At 62.9% G+C, this 16,280-nt stretch carries 13 protein-coding genes, 1 tRNA gene and 1 riboswitch; of the genes, 8 read left to right on the forward strand and 6 right to left on the reverse strand.

Annotation, left to right across the window (positions count from 1 at the left end; all coding sequences use genetic code 11):
- Nucleotides 1–4: 4 nt before the first annotated feature.
- From MacB4_RS07665 to murD, 3 genes are read left to right on the forward strand one after another with little or no spacing between them, the layout of a single operon-like run.
- Nucleotides 5–751, forward strand: a complete 747-nt coding sequence (locus MacB4_RS07665; protein WP_242529178.1) for a nucleotidyltransferase family protein — start codon at nt 5–7, stop codon at nt 749–751.
- Between the two features lie 8 nt (nt 752–759).
- Nucleotides 760–2,106 carry a hypothetical protein gene (locus tag MacB4_RS07670; protein WP_206863286.1) on the forward strand — a complete coding sequence of 449 codons (1,347 nt, stop codon included), beginning with the start codon at nt 760–762 and terminating at the stop codon, nt 2,104–2,106.
- Nucleotides 2,103–3,437: a UDP-N-acetylmuramoyl-L-alanine--D-glutamate ligase gene (gene murD, locus MacB4_RS07675; protein WP_206863287.1), complete on the forward strand. Its 1,335-nt coding sequence runs from the start codon at nt 2,103–2,105 to the stop codon at nt 3,435–3,437. Before MacB4_RS07670 ends, murD begins: the two co-directional genes overlap by 4 nt.
- A gap of 32 nt (nt 3,438–3,469) precedes the next feature.
- Here murD and MacB4_RS07680 read toward each other — a convergent pair.
- Nucleotides 3,470–3,541: transfer RNA gene (locus MacB4_RS07680), tRNA-Lys, on the reverse strand.
- A gap of 125 nt (nt 3,542–3,666) precedes the next feature.
- On the opposite strand from MacB4_RS07680, the gene folE2 reads away from it, so the two are divergent.
- From folE2 to lpdA, 5 genes are all read left to right on the forward strand, one after another.
- On the forward strand, nt 3,667–4,488 hold the full coding sequence (gene folE2, locus MacB4_RS07685; protein WP_206863288.1) for a GTP cyclohydrolase FolE2: 822 nt from the start codon (nt 3,667–3,669) through the stop codon (nt 4,486–4,488).
- Nucleotides 4,489–4,595: 107 nt separating this feature from the next.
- Nucleotides 4,596–4,736: riboswitch (TPP riboswitch) on the forward strand.
- A 43-nt stretch (nt 4,737–4,779) separates the two neighbouring features.
- On the forward strand, nt 4,780–6,702 hold the full coding sequence (gene thiC, locus MacB4_RS07690) for a phosphomethylpyrimidine synthase ThiC (RefSeq protein ID WP_206863289.1): 1,923 nt from the start codon (nt 4,780–4,782) through the stop codon (nt 6,700–6,702).
- Nucleotides 6,703–6,845: 143 nt separating this feature from the next.
- A complete protein-coding gene (locus MacB4_RS07695; protein ID WP_206863290.1) occupies nt 6,846–9,611 on the forward strand; it encodes a 2-oxoglutarate dehydrogenase E1 component in 2,766 nt (921 codons plus the stop codon).
- An 8-nt stretch (nt 9,612–9,619) separates the two neighbouring features.
- Nucleotides 9,620–10,822: a 2-oxoglutarate dehydrogenase complex dihydrolipoyllysine-residue succinyltransferase gene (odhB, locus tag MacB4_RS07700; RefSeq protein WP_206863291.1), complete on the forward strand. Its 1,203-nt coding sequence runs from the start codon at nt 9,620–9,622 to the stop codon at nt 10,820–10,822.
- A 23-nt stretch (nt 10,823–10,845) separates the two neighbouring features.
- Entirely contained in the window at nt 10,846–12,258 is a 1,413-nt protein-coding gene (lpdA, locus tag MacB4_RS07705) for a dihydrolipoyl dehydrogenase (protein ID WP_206863292.1), read from the forward strand.
- On the opposite strand, the gene alr is transcribed toward lpdA, so the two are convergent.
- From alr to MacB4_RS07730, 5 genes are read right to left on the reverse strand one after another with little or no spacing between them, the layout of a single operon-like run.
- Nucleotides 12,226–13,464, reverse strand: coding sequence for an alanine racemase (gene alr, locus MacB4_RS07710; RefSeq protein ID WP_242529179.1), 1,239 nt, complete (start codon nt 13,462–13,464; stop codon nt 12,226–12,228). The two genes, lpdA and alr, sit on opposite strands and share 33 nt — an antisense overlap.
- Before the next feature lie 18 nt (nt 13,465–13,482).
- A complete protein-coding gene (tsaB, locus tag MacB4_RS07715; RefSeq protein WP_206863294.1) occupies nt 13,483–14,082 on the reverse strand; it encodes a tRNA (adenosine(37)-N6)-threonylcarbamoyltransferase complex dimerization subunit type 1 TsaB in 600 nt (199 codons plus the stop codon).
- 42 nt (nt 14,083–14,124) lie between these two features.
- Entirely contained in the window at nt 14,125–14,544 is a 420-nt protein-coding gene (gene tsaE / locus MacB4_RS07720) for a tRNA (adenosine(37)-N6)-threonylcarbamoyltransferase complex ATPase subunit type 1 TsaE (RefSeq protein ID WP_206863295.1), read from the reverse strand.
- Complete coding sequence (locus MacB4_RS07725) at nt 14,516–15,439, reverse strand: thiamine-monophosphate kinase (RefSeq protein ID WP_206863296.1); 924 nt, start codon at nt 15,437–15,439, stop codon at nt 14,516–14,518. The genes tsaE and MacB4_RS07725 overlap by 29 nt, the downstream gene beginning before the upstream one ends.
- A gap of 31 nt (nt 15,440–15,470) precedes the next feature.
- Nucleotides 15,471–16,241, reverse strand: a complete 771-nt coding sequence (locus MacB4_RS07730) for a CPBP family intramembrane glutamic endopeptidase (RefSeq protein ID WP_206863297.1) — start codon at nt 16,239–16,241, stop codon at nt 15,471–15,473.
- Nucleotides 16,242–16,280 lie beyond the last annotated feature (39 nt).

Here is a 16,280-nt window from a genome sequence, read left to right on the forward strand (position 1 = left end):
GACGATGCGTGTACTGATTCTGGCGGCTGGCTATGCAACCCGGCTTTATCCCCTCACGCAGAACCAGCCTAAGCCGCTTCTGCCCATCGCGGGGCGTCCCATCCTCGAGCACATTCTCGACCGGGTCCGCTCGCTGGGCGGCCCGGTTGAATGCCTGATCGTCACGAACCACCGCTTCGCGGAAGCCTTCGAGGAATGGGGTCAACGCTACCGAATAGAGCAGCCTGGGCTTGATCTCAAGATCTTGGACGACGGCTCCACCTCGGAAGCGGACCGTCTGGGTGCCATCGGCGATCTCGCCTTCGTGATCGAGGAGGAGAGGATTTCCGAAGAGCTCCTGGTCATTGCAGGAGACAACCTCTTCGATGCGCCGCTCGGCGATTTCGTAGCTTACGGACGAAAGATCGGCAAGCCCGTCGTCGGAGTCTACGACGTGGGCGATCGGGAGGCGATCCGTCGATACAACCACATCCGGCTCGACGGGGAAGGACGCATCGTCTTCTTCGAGGAGAAGCCGAAGAATCCCGAAGGGACCCTCACGGCCATCGCCCTCTACTACTTTCCTTCGGAGGCATGGACTTACCTCCGTCAATATCTGGCCGAAGGAGAGAGTCGGGATCAGCCCGGCCGATTCATCGAATGGCTCTATCGGCGTCACCCCGTCTTTTCCTGGCGGCTTCCGGGAAGATGGTTCGATATCGGCGACTTTCCCATGCTCGAGCAGGCGGATCGCGCTTTTGCCGAAGGTTGAGTGGATCGATGTCGAGCCTGTCGAGAACGAGTTGGCGGCGCTGTGAAGAGCTTTGCTACGAAGGCTTTCGCTACTGGCTGCATAAGAACCGGATCTCCGTGCTCTTTTCCTTCCGCCTCGGCGATTCCCTGGTGTTTCGTCCACGCAGCTCCTTCCCCGTCGCTCCCCCCCTTCCGGGCAAGGAGATGCTCGACCCGCTGATTTTTAGCCTGGGCCTCATCGAGCTCGTCAGCTACTGGAAGGCGGCTTGCCCGCCGCGGATTCGCATCCAGGCGGGGCGGTTGAGCGACGAGCAGATCGCCTGGTGGAAGCGGCTCTATTTCCGGGGGCTGGGCGAGTTCTTCTTTCGCAATGGCCTTGCCGTCACCGAGGACGAGTTCGCCGAAATCCAGGCCTCGGGACCCCGCTTCGCTCCGTTCGAGCGGCGCGACTGCACCGGAACCCTCGTTCCGGTGGGTGGCGGAAAGGACTCGTTTGTGACCCTCGACCTTCTTCGCGCAGGGGAGGCGCCCGTGACCCCCTTTCTGCTCAACTCCTCTTGGGAGCAGCGAAGCACCCTTTCCGCCTTTGGCTTTTCCCTCTCGCGTACCGCAATCGCGAAGCGAACGATCGATCCCCTGCTTTTGGATCTCAACCGGCGAGGGTTTTGGAACGGACATACGCCATTTTCCGCTCTCCTGGCGTTTGCCGCCCTCTTGACCGCCGCAACACTGGGCAAACGGTGGATTGTGCTCTCCAACGAAGCGAGCGCTGAGGAGCCGACCATTTTGGGAAGCCAGATCAACCATCAATATTCGAAGAGCTTCGCCTTCGAGCGTGACTTCGCGAGCTATGCGGCCCGCTGGATTACGCCAAGCGTGGGCTACTTCAGCCTCTTGCGTCCCTGGAACGAGCTGCAGATCGCCGCGCGATTTGCCCGCATCCCGGGAGCGCTCGGACGGTTTCGGAGCTGCAGCTCTCCCGGCCGGAGCTGGTGCGGTCGCTGCGCGAAATGTCTCTTTGTCGCCCTGATTCTCTCCCCTTTTGTGGAAAGACGGAGGATAGAGGAGATTTTCGGCCGGGAGTTGCTCGAGGATGTTTCCCTGGCTCCATTCTTTTTTTCCCTTCTGGGCGGAGAGAAGAGCAAGCCATTTGCCTGCGTGGGAACGCTCGCCGAGTGCCGGGCGGCGGCGGCTCTGCTCGCCCGTCGCCCTGCCCCTCCTCTCTTGGTGAGGCTCGCCAAAGAGCGGGGCCTCCTGAAAGCTGCCGATCCCTCGGTCGAAACGCTGCTGGCTTCCTGGAATTCCGATCATGGTCTTCCCTCGGAGTTCCTTCCGCTGCTCGATCCCTTTGGGCCGGCTTCCTTCTTCGCATGACTCCCCATCTAGAGCTGGTCCGCTTTCTCGAAGGGAAGAAGATCCTCGTCTGGGGCTTGGGTCGGGAGGGCAAGGCGACTGTCAATCTCCTCCGGCAGCTTCTCCCCGGGCAGCCCTTTGTGGCCGCAGATCGGAGCTTGGCTGCTCTGGAAGCCACCGAGCTCGTCCCGCTCCCGGTCGATCGGATTCCGGAATCCGAAGCGCTGCGGCGGCTTCCGGAATTCGACCTCGTTTTCAAGGCGCCGGGCATTCCGACGCGCCAGCTCGCTCTCGACGGCCAGGCGGGAAAGATCGCCTGCCAGGCCGATCTTTTTCTCCAATTTGCCCCTTGCCCGATCGTTGGCGTCACCGGAACCAAGGGCAAGAGCACGACCGCAACCCTCTTGGCGCATATCTGTCGGTGCGCGGGCCGGCAGACCTTCCTTGTCGGCAACATCGGCATTCCGCCCTTTACCGTCTGGAGCGATCTCCGGCCCGAATCGGTCGTGATTTGCGAGCTCTCCTCCTATCAGCTCGAGCTTGCGCGAAGCTCCCCCCACATCGCTCTTTGGACCAATCTCTATCCCGAGCACCTCAACTTTCATGGAAGCTTCGCCGCCTACGGGCTGGCCAAGAGCCGGATTGCTCGTTGGCAATCCGCGGATGACGTCCTGATCTACTCGGGTGAGGACGTCAGGATTGCCGACCATCTCCGGATCGAAGGGGGAGCCGCTCGGAGAATTCCCTATCAAGGTCCGGAGGATCTGCCGGAGATCGATTTTTCCCGCTTCCAGCCACTCGGGGGGCATAACCGGAAGAATGCGGCGGCCGCGCTGTTGGCCGCAAAGGTCTTGGGAATCCCGCCATCGGCGATGCAGGAGGCGATCGACTCCTTTTCGCCCTTACCCCATCGGCTGGAGCCGGCGGGCTCTGTCCGGGGGATTGCTTTCTACAACGACTCGATTTCGACCGTTCCCGAGTCCGCTCTGGTGGCGCTTGCCGCCCTTCCCCACGCCCGGACCCTGATCGTGGGAGGGCAAGACCGGGGGCTACCGCTCGAAGGCTTTGCGCGTTCCCTGGCGGCTTCTCCTGGCTTGCGGTCGATCATCCTTCTCCCGGAGACCGGTTCCCGGCTCGGGAATCTCCTGCGGGGAGCCGACGTCTCGTTCTCCGGAAAGCTTTTCTTCGTGGAAACGCTCGAGGCTGCGGTTCGTACGGCGATGGCCCAGACTCCGGAAGGGACATGCTGCCTCTTCTCTCCGGCCGCTCCCAGTTATAACGCCTACCGCAACTTCGAAGAGCGTGGCAACCATTTCCGGGCCCTGATTTGCCGGGCGCAAGGCGAGGCCTAGGAAAGAGAAAAAGGATGCGCCAGAGACGAACCTGGGCAGGCAGGGATTCGAACCCTGAACCAAGTGCTTAAAAGGCACCTGCTCTGCCGTTGAGCTACCTGCCCACGGGTACGCTAGCGAAGGGGGAAGGCCCCTCCAAGTGAAAAGCGTGCGTTTGCGCGCGGAGGGCGGGGACAAACACGCTTTGCAGCGGGTGACCGAATGGATATGCTGAGAGACTTTCTCTCCCATGAACAGCAAGAGCCAAGGAATACTTCTCGCCGATTGCCAAAGCCAGCAGGACCATCGCCGCATCCGGATCGATCGCGTTGGCGTCAAAGGGCTGCGCCATCCGATCGAGGTTCGCGACCGGAGCTTCGCCACACAGTCAACCGTGGCCACGGTGAGCCTGCTCGTCGATCTGCCGCACCATTTCAAGGGAACGCACATGAGTCGGTTCGTCGAGGTGCTCAACGCCCATGGGCGGCTCATTCACGTCAAGAACCTGTTTTCCATGGTTCACGCGCTCCAGAAGCGACTCGATGCCGAGGTGGCACACTTGATCATGGAGTTTCCTTATTTTCTTGAGAAGAGGGCCCCCGTGACCGCCGCGACAGGGCTGGTCGACTATCAGGTGCGCTTTGAAGCTGCCGCCTGCGGCCCGGAGACTGACTTCGTGATGACCGTGATTGTGCCGGTCACGACCCTCTGTCCGTGCTCCAAGGCGATCAGCGACCGGGGCGCTCACAACCAACGGGGATATGTGACCTCCTCGATCCGGTCGGGTGAGCCGATCTGGATCGAGGAGGTCATCGACCTCGTCGAGGGCTCGGCGAGCAGCCCCATCTATTCGCTCCTCAAGCGACCCGACGAAAAGTTCGTGACCGAGCAGGCCTATGACCATCCGGTCTTTGTCGAGGACTTGGTGCGCAATGTAGCTGTCCGCTTGAACGCACGCAGCGATATCCTCTGGTATCGGGTGGAAGCCGAGAACATGGAGAGCATCCACAACCATGCGGCCTATGCCCTGATCGAGAAGCAGCCGGGGCCCAACGGCTCACTCTCCTCTTAAATTTTCAATTCATCTCCGATCGAGCTCCCCGACGCCCCCCCTCTTTCCCTGGCGGGATCTGTACCGCTGCGCGATTGCAAATGGGCGAAGATCGGTTAGGATCTACCGCATACAGCGCGGGGAGCCGGAAACGGCTGAGAGGCGATTCCTCGGATCGGCGTCAGGCGCAAGGATGCCGCCGAAGGAAGAGCGACCCGAGGAACCTGATCCGGGTAATTCCGGCGGAGGGAGCGCTCGAGCGCTCTGTGCCCGTCGGAGCGGATCCGGTTGCAGCCCGCGAGGGAGAAGACTATGGCAGAGAATGATCAGCGGTCGGAAGGGACGGGCCTTCTCAACCGGGAGACGTTGCGATCCTATTTCCCGCAGTCGGAGCGCGTCTACGTCCACGGGAAGAACCCCGGCGTGCGCGTCCCGTTCCGGGAGGTTCGCCAGGAATCCACCCGGCTGGCCGACGGAGGGCACGAAAGCAACCCGAACGTCCGTCTTTACGATACTGCGGGACCCTATGCCGATCCTGCGGTGGCGCTTGATCCGGCAAAGGGCCTTCCCGCGATTCGCCTTCCCTGGATCGAGGCGCGAGCCGATAGCGAGCCTTACGCCGGGCGCGTGCCGCAGCCGATCGATGACGGCTATCTGAGCTGGCCCCACAAGGAGAAGGCGGAGGCCCGCAACGGCATGTCCGGTCAGGCTCCTCTCTCTTCCTCTTCCCGGAGGCCGCGGCGGGCGAAGGGAGAGGCGGTCACGCAACTCGCCTATGCGCGGCGGGGCATCGTGACTCCTGAGATGGAGTTCGTGGCGATCCGGGAGAGTCTCGGTCGGACAGCCTACGTCCCCGAACGCCGCGATCGCGAGGCCCTCTCCTTCCAACTGGCCGGAAACTCTCTGGGCGCGCGTATTCCCGCCCAGATTACGCCCGAATTCGTCCGCGATGAGATTGCCGCCGGCCGTGCCATCCTCCCGGCGAATATCAACCACCCGGAGACCGAGCCGATGATCATCGGGCGGAATTTCCGAGTGAAGATCAACGCCAACATCGGCAACTCGGCGATCGGTTCTTCGCCTGAGGAAGAGGTCGAGAAGCTCGTCTGGGCGATCCTCTGGGGGGCGGATACGGTCATGGATCTTTCGACCGGGAAGAGCATCCATCAGATTCGGGAGTGGATTCTCCGATCGAGTCCGGTGCCCATCGGCACCGTGCCGATCTACCAAGCGCTCGAAAAAGCGGGAGGAAGGGCTGAGGAACTCACCTGGGAAATCTATCGCGATACGCTGATCGAACAGGCCGAGCAGGGGGTCGATTACTTTACGATCCACGCAGGGGTGCTTCTCCGCTATGTGCCGTTGACCGCCCGTCGCCGTTGCGGCATCGTCAGCCGCGGCGGCTCGATCCTGGCGAAGTGGTGCCTGGCGCATCACGAGGAGAACTTCCTCTATACCCACTTCGAGGAGATCTGCTCCATTCTGCGGACCTATGATGTGAGCATCTCCCTGGGAGACGGCCTGCGCCCGGGAGCGATCGCCGATGCGAACGACGAAGCGCAGATCGCCGAGCTCAAAACCCTCGGGGAGCTGACCCGGGTCGCCTGGAAGCACGACGTTCAGGTCATGATCGAGGGGCCGGGTCATATCCCGCTGCAGCTCATCCAGGAGAATATGGATCTGGAGTTGCGCCACTGCTGGGAGGCTCCGTTCTATACCCTTGGGCCGCTCACCACCGATATCGCTCCGGGATACGACCATATCACGAGCGCGATCGGCGCAGCCCTGATCGGCTGGCAGGGATGCGCGATGCTCTGCTACGTGACTCCGAAGGAGCATCTGGGGCTTCCGACGCGTGACGATGTGCGCGCAGGTGTTGTCGCCTACCGGATTGCCGCACACGCAGCCGATCTGGCCAAAGGATTTCCGGGAGTCCAGGAATGGGACAACGCGCTGAGCAAGGCGCGCTTCGAGTTCCGCTGGAACGACCAGTTTGCCCTCTCCCTGGACCCGGAGATGGCGCGTTCCCTCCATGATGAGGCCTTGCCACAAGAGGCCGCGAAGAGCGCCCATTTTTGCTCCATGTGCGGACCGCAGTTTTGTTCGATGAAGATTACCGAGGAGGTGCGCCATTACGCGCGGGAGCAGGAGATCTCTCCGGAAGACGCACTGGCACGAGGCTTGGAGCAGAGGGCCGAGGAATTTCGCAAGAGCGGAGCCACAATCCACCCCTGATCTCGTCCTCCGAGCGGGGAGCGGGCTCGGGGAATCATGTTGAAAAGCCTTCTCTCCGACGCTACCTTCGGCTTGGCCCTGGCTGGGGCCGAGGCAGGCAGCAGAAATAGCAAGACCCTTCTCTCCAGCCGTCGCTTCTCGCTATGACTACACTTCCGCCACGCGCGGAGCGCCCGTTGGCACTGGATGGCGCGTCGCTCGTCTATAACGGCGCCCTGATCGAGGCGTATTACGCCCAATGGGTTCAGGATCCCGCTTCGGTTGACGCGAGTTGGCGCCGCCTCTTTGAGAGCTCGACCCGCAGCGGCTCTCCGTTGCCGTCCGGCCCGGAGGCCAGCAGACGACCCTCCCCGCGGGCGGAAGGCAGTGCCTTGGCCAAGCAGCGGGGGGTCTACGAGCTGATCTTCGCTTATCGTACCCTGGGTCATTTCGTCGCCAATCTCGATCCGCTTGGTTTCAATCGCTATGCCTTCGACGACCTGGAGCTCGAACGGTTCGGACTTGGGGAGGAAGACCTGGAGGTCGTGTTCGATTCCGCATCGCTGGCGGGGGGAGGCCTGCGGACCCTGCGGGAGATTCTCGAAATCCTCCGCGAAACGTTTTGCGGGACCCTGGCCGTCGAATTCATGCATATGCACTCCTTTGCCCAAAGGCGGTGGATTGCTGAGCGGCTGGAGGGAGTCTCCATCCCGAAAAGCTCTTCCGGAGAGGAACGGCGCCGTGTCCTGCAGGCGATTTTACGAGCGGAGGAATTTGAAGCGTTCCTCCATACCCGCTATGTCGGCCAGAAGCGCTTTTCCTTGGAAGGCAACGAGACCCTGATCCCCATGCTCGATGCGGTCGTGGAAGCCTGCCCTCTTCACGGAGTCGATCGCATCGTGATGGGGATGGCGCACCGCGGGAGGCTCAATGTCCTGGCGAACGTGCTGCAGCAGGATTTTAAGACCATTTTCGACGAGTTCTCGGAAAACTATTTTCCGGAGGGCGTCTTGGGCGACGGCGACGTTCGCTACCATTTGGGGTTCGAAGCGGTCCGTAAGACCGCTTGCGGATCGGTCGTCACCATCGGGCTCGCTCCCAACCCGAGTCATCTGGAGGCGGTCAATCCTGTGGTCGAGGGGAAGGCAAGGGCCTGGGAAAGAAGGCTGGGAGACACGGCGGAGCGCCGCAAGGTGCTCCCCCTTCTCATCCATGGCGACGCTTCCTTCATGGGGCAGGGGATGGTGCAGGAGACGCTCAACCTCTCCCAGCTTCAAGGCTACCGGACCGGAGGCACGCTCCATATCGTGATCAATAACCAGATCGGGTTTACCACATTGCCCCAAGATGCTCGATCGACTCATCACTGCACGGGCATTGCGCGGATGCTCGGGATCCCGATTTTTCATGTCAACGGCGACGACCCGATGGCGGCCGTCTTCGCGATCCGGCTGGCTTTCGAATATCGTCAGCTCTTTGCGCGAGACGTGGTCGTCGATCTGTTCGGCTACCGGCGGCACGGGCACAACGAAGGCGACGAGCCGAGCTTTACGCAGCCGACCCTCTATCAGGAGATCGCCGCGCATCCGAAAATCAGCGAGGTCTTTCTCGAGCGTCTGGTCGCTTCCGGGGAAATGAGCCGGGACGAAGCACAGGCCTACCGCAAGGCATTCGTGGAGCAGCTCGCCGCGGACATGGCGCAGTCGAAGCAGTGGGCAACCCAAGCCAAGCCGAAGCTCCGAGAACGACTCTCCTGCCCACGGCTCTTGGAACCCGTCCGTACCGCCGTGGTGGAGGAAGAGCTGCTCGCGATCGGCCGGGCGATCACGCAAGAACCGCCGGACATTAGCCTCAATCCCAAGATCGCCCGAATGCTGCAGGATCGCCGAGCGGTCTTGGAGAACAAGGGTCCCATTCTCTGGCCGCTGGCGGAGGCGCTCGCGTTTGGCTCTCTGCTCAAGGAGGGAGTGCCGGTCCGGCTTTCGGGGCAGGATAGCCGGCGCGGTACCTTCAGCCAAAGGCACGGGGTCCTGTATGACATCCATTCCCGGGCGAGGTATGTCCCCCTCGACCATGTCAGCCCGGATCAGGCGATCTTCTGCATCTACAATAGCCCGCTTTCGGAGAATGCCGTGCTCGGGTTTGATTTCGGCTACTCTCTGGACTATCCCGAAGCCCTGATCCTCTGGGAGGCGCAGTACGGTGATTTTGCGAACGGGGCGCAGGTGATCATCGACCATTACCTGTCGAGCTCGGAATCGAAATGGGGCACGGTGGCCAACCTGGTCGTCCTTCTCCCTCACGGCTACGAAGGCCAAGGGCCGGAGCACTCGACCGCGCGCATCGAGCGCTTCCTGCAGCTCTGCGCCGAGGACAACATGGTCGTGGCCCAATGCTCGACTCCGGCCAACTACTTCCATATCCTGCGCCGTCAGGCCCTTCGAGGCTTTGTGAAACCCCTGGTGCTCTTCACGCCGAAAAGTCTCTTGCGCGATCCACACTGTTCCTCGCCGCTTGCCGATTTCTCGCAAGGCGGCTTCGAGGAGATTCTCCCGGATCCGGCCCGACCGGAAGGGGCGCGGCGAGTTCTCTTCTGCTCCGGCAAGATCTACTACGATCTGGTCGCCCATCGGGAGAAACTCGGGGAGAGCGACACCGCCATCCTTCGGCTCGAGCAGTTCTACCCGCTCCATCGGGAAAAGCTCTCCCGCTTGCTCGCGGGTCACCGCGCGGAAGATCTGGCTTGGTGCCAAGAGGAGCCCGAGAACATGGGCGGGTGGCATTATATGGAAAGGCGGCTGCGCGCGCTCCTCGGTCGGGAGATCCGTTACGTGGGTCGCGAGGCTTCCGCGAGCACGGCGGCCGGAAACCTCGGAGTCCACCGCTTGGAACAGGAACGGATCTGCCGGCAGGCCTTCGGGGAGGGCTAGGGAGGGACATGGCGGTCGAGGTGAAAATGCCCTTCCTGGGCGAGTCGATCCAGGGAGGTGTGCTGGGAAAGTGGCTGAAGAGCAAGGGGGATCGAGTCGAGCCGGGAGACGCTCTCGGTGAGATCGAGACCGAAAAGATCACTTCGGAGATTTATGCCGAGGTCGCTGGTTCCTTTACCCCGCTGGTCGAACCCGGGACGAAGGTCGAGATCGGACAGGTCGTAGCGCAAATCGAGGAGAGTCCGGGCCCGGGCGACGGGGAGAATCGGCCGAGCCGCCCACCCGCAGCCTCGGCGCAGAGGCTCCCTCCGATGGTCGAAGCCCGACCCGTTCCTGTGGAGGCGCCGGGTGCTGCGGAAGCCCGCAGGGAAGCATCCGCAGCTCTTCCGGTCGCACCAGAGCCTGCGCCGCCGTTCCGGCCTTCCGGCGGCGGACGGGTGCTGCGGGAGGAAGAGTGGCAAGGGTTTGCTCCGGCCCAGAAAGAGTCGCCGGAGGAACCCGGCGCTTCTCCGAAGCCTCCGCATCGCAAGCCGATGAGTCCCATTCGGCTCAAGATTGCGGAACGTCTTTTGTCCGCGCATCGGAACACGGCCCATTTGACGACCTTCAACGAGGCCGACCTTACGGCGGTCAAGGATCTGCGGGAGCGATTCGGGGAACGATTCGAGAAGAGGCACGGAGTCCGACTCGGCTTCATGGCCTTTTTCGTCCGGGCCGTTGTGGAGGCGCTTCGACAGGTGCCCCAGGTCGGAGCGCAGATCGACGGAACCGATCTCGTCTACCCCGGTCGCTATGATATCGGAATTGCTGTCTCGACCGATCGGGGCTTGATCGTTCCCGTTCTCCGCGACGCAGAGGAGAAGAGCTTTGCGGAAATCGAGCGGTCGATCCGCGAATTCGCAGAGCGGGCCAAGTCGGGAAAGCTGACCCTTCCGGAGCTCGACGGCGGTCTCTTTACGATTACCAACGGGGGAGTCTTCGGTTCGCTGCTCTCGACGCCGATTCTCAATCCTCCGCAAAGCGCCATCCTCGGCATGCATGCGATTCAGGACCGTCCCGTCGCCGTTCGCGGCTCCGTGGAGATTCGTCCAATGATGTACCTGGCGTTGACCTACGATCATCGGGTGATCGACGGGAGGGAAGCCGTCACCTTCCTGACGCAGGTCAAGTCATTCCTCGAACATCCGGGGATCGTCCTGCTCGATCTCTGAGCAAGGCGAGAAGGGAGGCTCCGGTGGCCAGTCAAGCCGCCTTCGATCTGGTCGTCATCGGTGCAGGGCCGGGAGGCTATGTCGCCGCGCTTCGCGCCGCCGAGCTCGGCCTGCGAACGGCGTTAGTCGAGCGCTGCTCTCAATTGGGAGGGACCTGCCTCCGGGTCGGCTGCATTCCCAGCAAGACCCTTCTCTCCTCGACGGAAGCCTATGTCCATGCCCGCGATCGGCTTTCGCAGAACGGCATTATGGCGAATGGCTTCGGGATCGATCTGCCGCAGCTTCAGGCGCACAAGGAGGCGGTCGTGGAAAAGCTGGCCAAGGGCATCTCCTTCCTGATGCGGCAAAACGGCGTCCACGTATGGGAGGGGACGGCCCGGGTCGCCGGGCCGCACGCCGTTGCGGTACGGGGAGCCGAGGGCGAGGAAATCCTGGAGACGCGCGCCATTCTGCTCGCCACGGGCAGCGAACCCGCCGAGCTCCCCTTTCTCCCCTTCGACCAGAAGCTCGTCGTCGACAGCACCGAAGCTCTCTCCTTCCGGGAGGTCCCCAAAAGGCTTCTGATCATTGGAGCGGGTGCCATCGGGCTTGAGCTAGGATCGGTGTGGAGTCGGTTGGGAAGCGAAGTGATTGTGGTGGAGCGGCTCCCTCGCATCGCGGCGGGATTCAGCCCGATCGTGGCCAGGGTGCTGCAGCAAGAGCTCGAGAAGCAGCGGATGCAGTTTCTCCTCGGGGCCCGGGTTGCCGGTGCGGAGATCGGAGAAGCCTCCGTCACGGTACGAGCCGAGGAAAGAGGCAAGGAGCGGACGCTCACCGCCGAACGAGCTCTGGTCGCCGTAGGGAGAAGACCGCACCATGCGGATCTTGCGCTCGTCGAGGCGGGGATCCACTTGACGGAGAGCGGTCGGGTTGCGGTCAATCGGTTCTGGCAGACTTCTCTCCCCTCGATCTATGCCATCGGCGACCTGATCGAAGGCCCGATGCTGGCTCATCGCGCCCAGGCCGAAGGCAGGGCCGTCGCCGAGCTGCTGGCGGGAAGGCCTGCCCGAGTCCGCTACCGGAACATCCCGAACGTCATCTACACGGAGCCGGAGGTGGCCTGCGTCGGCTTCTTGGAGGAAGATCTGCGCGTCGCCAAGCGCCCCTATCGGCGAGGAATCGCTTATTTTCAGGCAAACGGCAGAGCGCTGGCGGCAGACACGCCCCATGGGTTCGTCACCGTCTGGATGGACGAACTCTCGGGCAAGCTCGCAGGCATGGAGATTGTGGGCAGTCGCGCCTCCGAGCTGATCGGAGCGGGTGTCGTCGCCTTGGAGACGGGAGCCACCGTCGAGTCCCTGGCGCAGGCGGTTCCGGCCCACCCCTCGCTCATGGAAAGCGTCCATGAGGCCGCGCTTGCCGCGCTAGGTGCGCGGCGATCGGATGGTCGTCCTTGACGCTCCAGCGCGAATGCCTTCAGAGGCAGCAGAGCGGGCCTCTGGCGCCTTTTCCCGGCGGGCCTCGGCAGCTTTTCGACTCCGCTGCGTCTCTTCGCGTTGCGACAAGGAGTGAAAGTTCCGGTAGATCCGAAAGACGCGCCCGCCGACGGCGGTGACGATTTCGTATCCGATCGTTCCAGCAATCTTCGCCAGCTCCTCGGCGTAGATGACCTGATCACCCTGGGGGCCGAGGAGAACGACCTCATCACCGACCTTGCATCCCGGCACACCGCTCACATCGACGATCGACTGGTCCATCGTCACCCGCCCCCGAATCCGGCAGCGGCTCCCGCGGACCAGGACCTGCGCACGATTCGAAAGGGTGCGGAAATAACCGTCTCCATATCCGACGGCAAGCGTCGCCAGCTTCTGTGCCTTGCGAAGCACATAGGTAGCTCCGTAGCTAACGGTTCGACCGGCCGGGAGGTGGCGGAGGAGGGTGATCCGCGTTTTCCAGGATAGGACCGGTCGAAGCAGCCGGCGAAGGAAGGGCATGGGAGGCAATCCATAGAGAGCGAGGCCAACCCGGACAAACGAGCAGGCGTAGACGGTCTTGCGCCAAAGGGCAGCGCTGTTGGCGACGTGGAGCTTCTTGTCGGCGAAGTGCGGCCGCCAGCGCATGAGCTCGTTCCACTGCTCCTCCGTTCTCTCCGGATCCTCATCGGCCGAGCTGAAGTGGGTACAGACGCCTCCGATCTCGACGGCAGGAAGCCGCTCGGCCCGCTTGAGCTCCTTCACGGCTTCCGCTCCCCATAGGCCGAGCCTGCCCATGCCCGTGTCGATCTTGAAGTGAGCGGTGGCGCGCACCCCGGCCTTCCGGGCCGCGGCATTGAGCCGCTTCGCCTCCTCATAGGTCGAGATGGTCGGCCAAGCGTGGTATTCGATCGCCCGCGCGAACTCTTCGGGAAGGCAGGCACTCAGCAGGAGGATGGGAGTCGTCGCTACGCCCGCCGCTCGAAGCTCGGCCGCCTCCTCGACGTTACTGACGCCGAGGATATCCGCCCCTCCTCCGACGAGCTCCTTGGCTACCGGGATCAGGCCGTGGCCGTAGGCATTGGCTTTGACCACCGCAACAAGCTTGGTCTCCTCTGAAATCCGGCTTCGCACCACGGCGAGATTGTGGCGAAGCGCGGAACCATCGATTTCCGCCCAACAGCGTGGCACGCGATCTTTCATGAAAGCCTAGGATGGGGAACCGGCCGGAGCGGCAAGCGGGCTCCGGAAATAAAGGGGTTCGGGAAAGGGCTCTTCCGAAAAGGCGGGGCTCTCCTCCTCGATCCGAAGAAAATCCTCGGCCCGCGGGAAGGCGCGGTGCAAGCCTGGCCCGAGCTCTTCAGATGCGATGGCCAAATCCAGGCTTTGCACCCGGATCGCCAGCTCCTCCTTGGGAAAGACGAAGGTGGATCGCACCAGTCGGCCGAAGGAGAAAAGTGTTCCGTAAAGCTCTCCCCGCCGGGCGTCGGAAAAGACGCCGAGCCGTGCCACATCGCAGAATTGGAGGGCGAGGGAGCAGGCGCTGCAGACGGAACGGAGACGGGAGCCCTTGGCGAACGCGATTGCCTGGGCTGCGGCGATGGAAGCACGGATCGAGGAGAAGGAGCCCGGTCCCACACCGACGATCACGGTCTCGATCCGGAGCGAGGGAAGCGTCAACTCTCGCAGGGAAGAAAAAAGAGCGGCGGAATGGCGAGCACCGGCAAATTCCCGGGTCTCGACGAGTCGCCCCGGCTCCCCGATCGCCAAGCTGCCCAGGGACGAGGACGTTTCCAGGGCGAGAATCATGGGAGCGCAAGATCGGATGCGGGTCTTCGTCCGAGCGAGTCCTTACCCCGCCTTTCGGCGGATCATCCGCTCATTTTCCGAAAGAAGCAAGAGCTCCCATCGCTCGGTTTGCGGGGGAAGCAGCTCTTCCATCTTCTCGGGCCACTCGATCACGACGACCGCCGGCTCGTTCCAGAACTCCTCGAGATGAAGCGCCTCCGCCTCCTGGGGCCCCTCCAGCCGGTAGAGGTCGACGTGAACAAGGGGAAGCCGCCCGCTTCGATATTCCTGCACCAGCGTGAAGGTCGGGCTGGTTACCGGCTCCCGGGCGCCGATCCCGTGAGCGAGGCCGCGCGCGAGGGTCGACTTGCCGGCTCCCAGCTCGCCGTAGAGGGCGAAGACGGAGCGAGGAGAGGCTCCCTCCCCGAGGCGGCGGCCGAAGCGCTCGGTTTCTTCAGGGGAGGCGGAAATGATCGAACCCATAGGCGGTGGATCTCTTCCTGGAGATGGCGGAGGAGGGGTGGAGGCAGGCACCGATCCGGGTCAATCGCGTGGAGAACGGCCACTCCTGGAGAAGGGCACTCTCGCGATCCGGTTCCACGGTGAAGAGAAGCTCGTAGTCCTCTCCATCGCAGAGCGCCTGCTGGAGTGAGCAGCCTCGGCGTCGAGGGACACGGTTCTCGTCCAGGGACCAGTCGACCTCGGAAGCCTGGGCGAGCCGTGGCAGGTCGGAGGCCAGTCCGTCGCTGATGTCCATGAGGGAGCTGGCCCAACGGCCTTGGGCAAGCCATTGTCCTTCGGCCAGACGTGGCCGGAATCGAAGGTGACGACCGCTCCCCAGGCTGCCGCCGAGGCTTCCGGTCACATAGAGCCCCGCCCCTGGCTCGGCTCCCGAACGCAGGACCGGAGGATAACCTGGAGTCTCCCCGATCAGCGCAACCGTGAGAACGATCTGGCGGCTCCGGCTGAGCTCCCCACCAACCAGATCCACGGCGAACCGCCGGGCTAAGCTCTCGATGCCTCGATAGATCTCCTGGACGAGAGCGGGGGCGGCCGTAGGCGGCAGGGCGAGCGCGATCAGTGCGTAGAGCGGACATCCCCCCATGGCGGCGATATCGCTGAGCGCCCGTCCGAGCGCCTTGCGCCCGACCAACCGCCATGGGGTTTCCCGAGAGAAGTGAACCCCCTCGACCACCGAGTCGGCCTTGAAGAGCAGGGAGTTGTCCTTTCCCCGCCCTTCGAGAACGGCGCAGTCCTCACCGACCCCCGCCCGCACGCTGGGCCCATGTCGCCAATGCCGGGTCAGCAGGCGAAGCAGCCCCTCTTCACCCAAGGCATCGAGGGAGCGGCAATGGGCAAGCGGCTTTCTCGGGGTCATCGGGCGCGTTCGCAGGCCTCTCTTCACTTCCTCAACCGAATTTCGCCAGGAGCAACAGGCCTGTCGTAAAGCTATTGAACCAGCAGTGAATCGCAATGGAGAGCAGGAGCGATCCCGAAAATTCGTAAGCGATGCCGAGCAGGAGTCCAAAGAGAAAGAGCGGGAGAAAGGTCGGCCAGTTGAAATGGAGAAAGGCGAAGAGGAGAGCGGTTACGATGAGTGCGGATCTACGCGAGAGCCGGTTTTTCAGATAGACGTAGAGGAATCCACGGAAGAGCACCTCCTCCCCCAACGGGGCCAGCACGAGAATGAAGACGAGGAGCAGGGAGAGGGACGGCCAGTTGTGGGTGCGTACAAAGATCTCGACTGCGGGCTGGGGAGGGGCGGGAACTCCGAAGACTTTCCCGAGCAGCTCGCCAAGAGCCGCCACGAGGCGGAGAGGAAGGTCGGCCGCCAGAGCGATCCAGAAACCGGCTCCGAGGCTTTTCCAGACGGGGAGGCGGTTGGTGCCGAAGTAGGCGTCGAAATTGAGCCGGTGAAAGCGGACCAGGAGCAGGACGGCGATGAGGGCGAGAGTCGTGCCTGCCGAGAAGAAAACCCCGGAGATCAGGAACAGGGATACGGTTACGAGCTCGATCGAGGAAAAGGGGATCGTTGGAGCCTGCCCGTAGGGTAGTGCTCCCGCATGGCGGAGCTTACGGAAAGCCAGGCCCAAGGCCGCCGCCGCCGCCGCGCTAGTCAGGAAAAAGCCTGCAACCAGCGCTCCATATTGGTGCAGAAGCTTGGCGGTGACCTCGTTCATTCCCGGCGGCGGCGCAGCTTGAGGTTCCGGAAGCCGATG

Origin of the sequence: Methylacidimicrobium sp. B4, from assembly GCF_017310545.1 — a bacterium.
Lineage (GTDB): Bacteria > Verrucomicrobiota > Verrucomicrobiia > Methylacidiphilales > Methylacidiphilaceae > Methylacidimicrobium.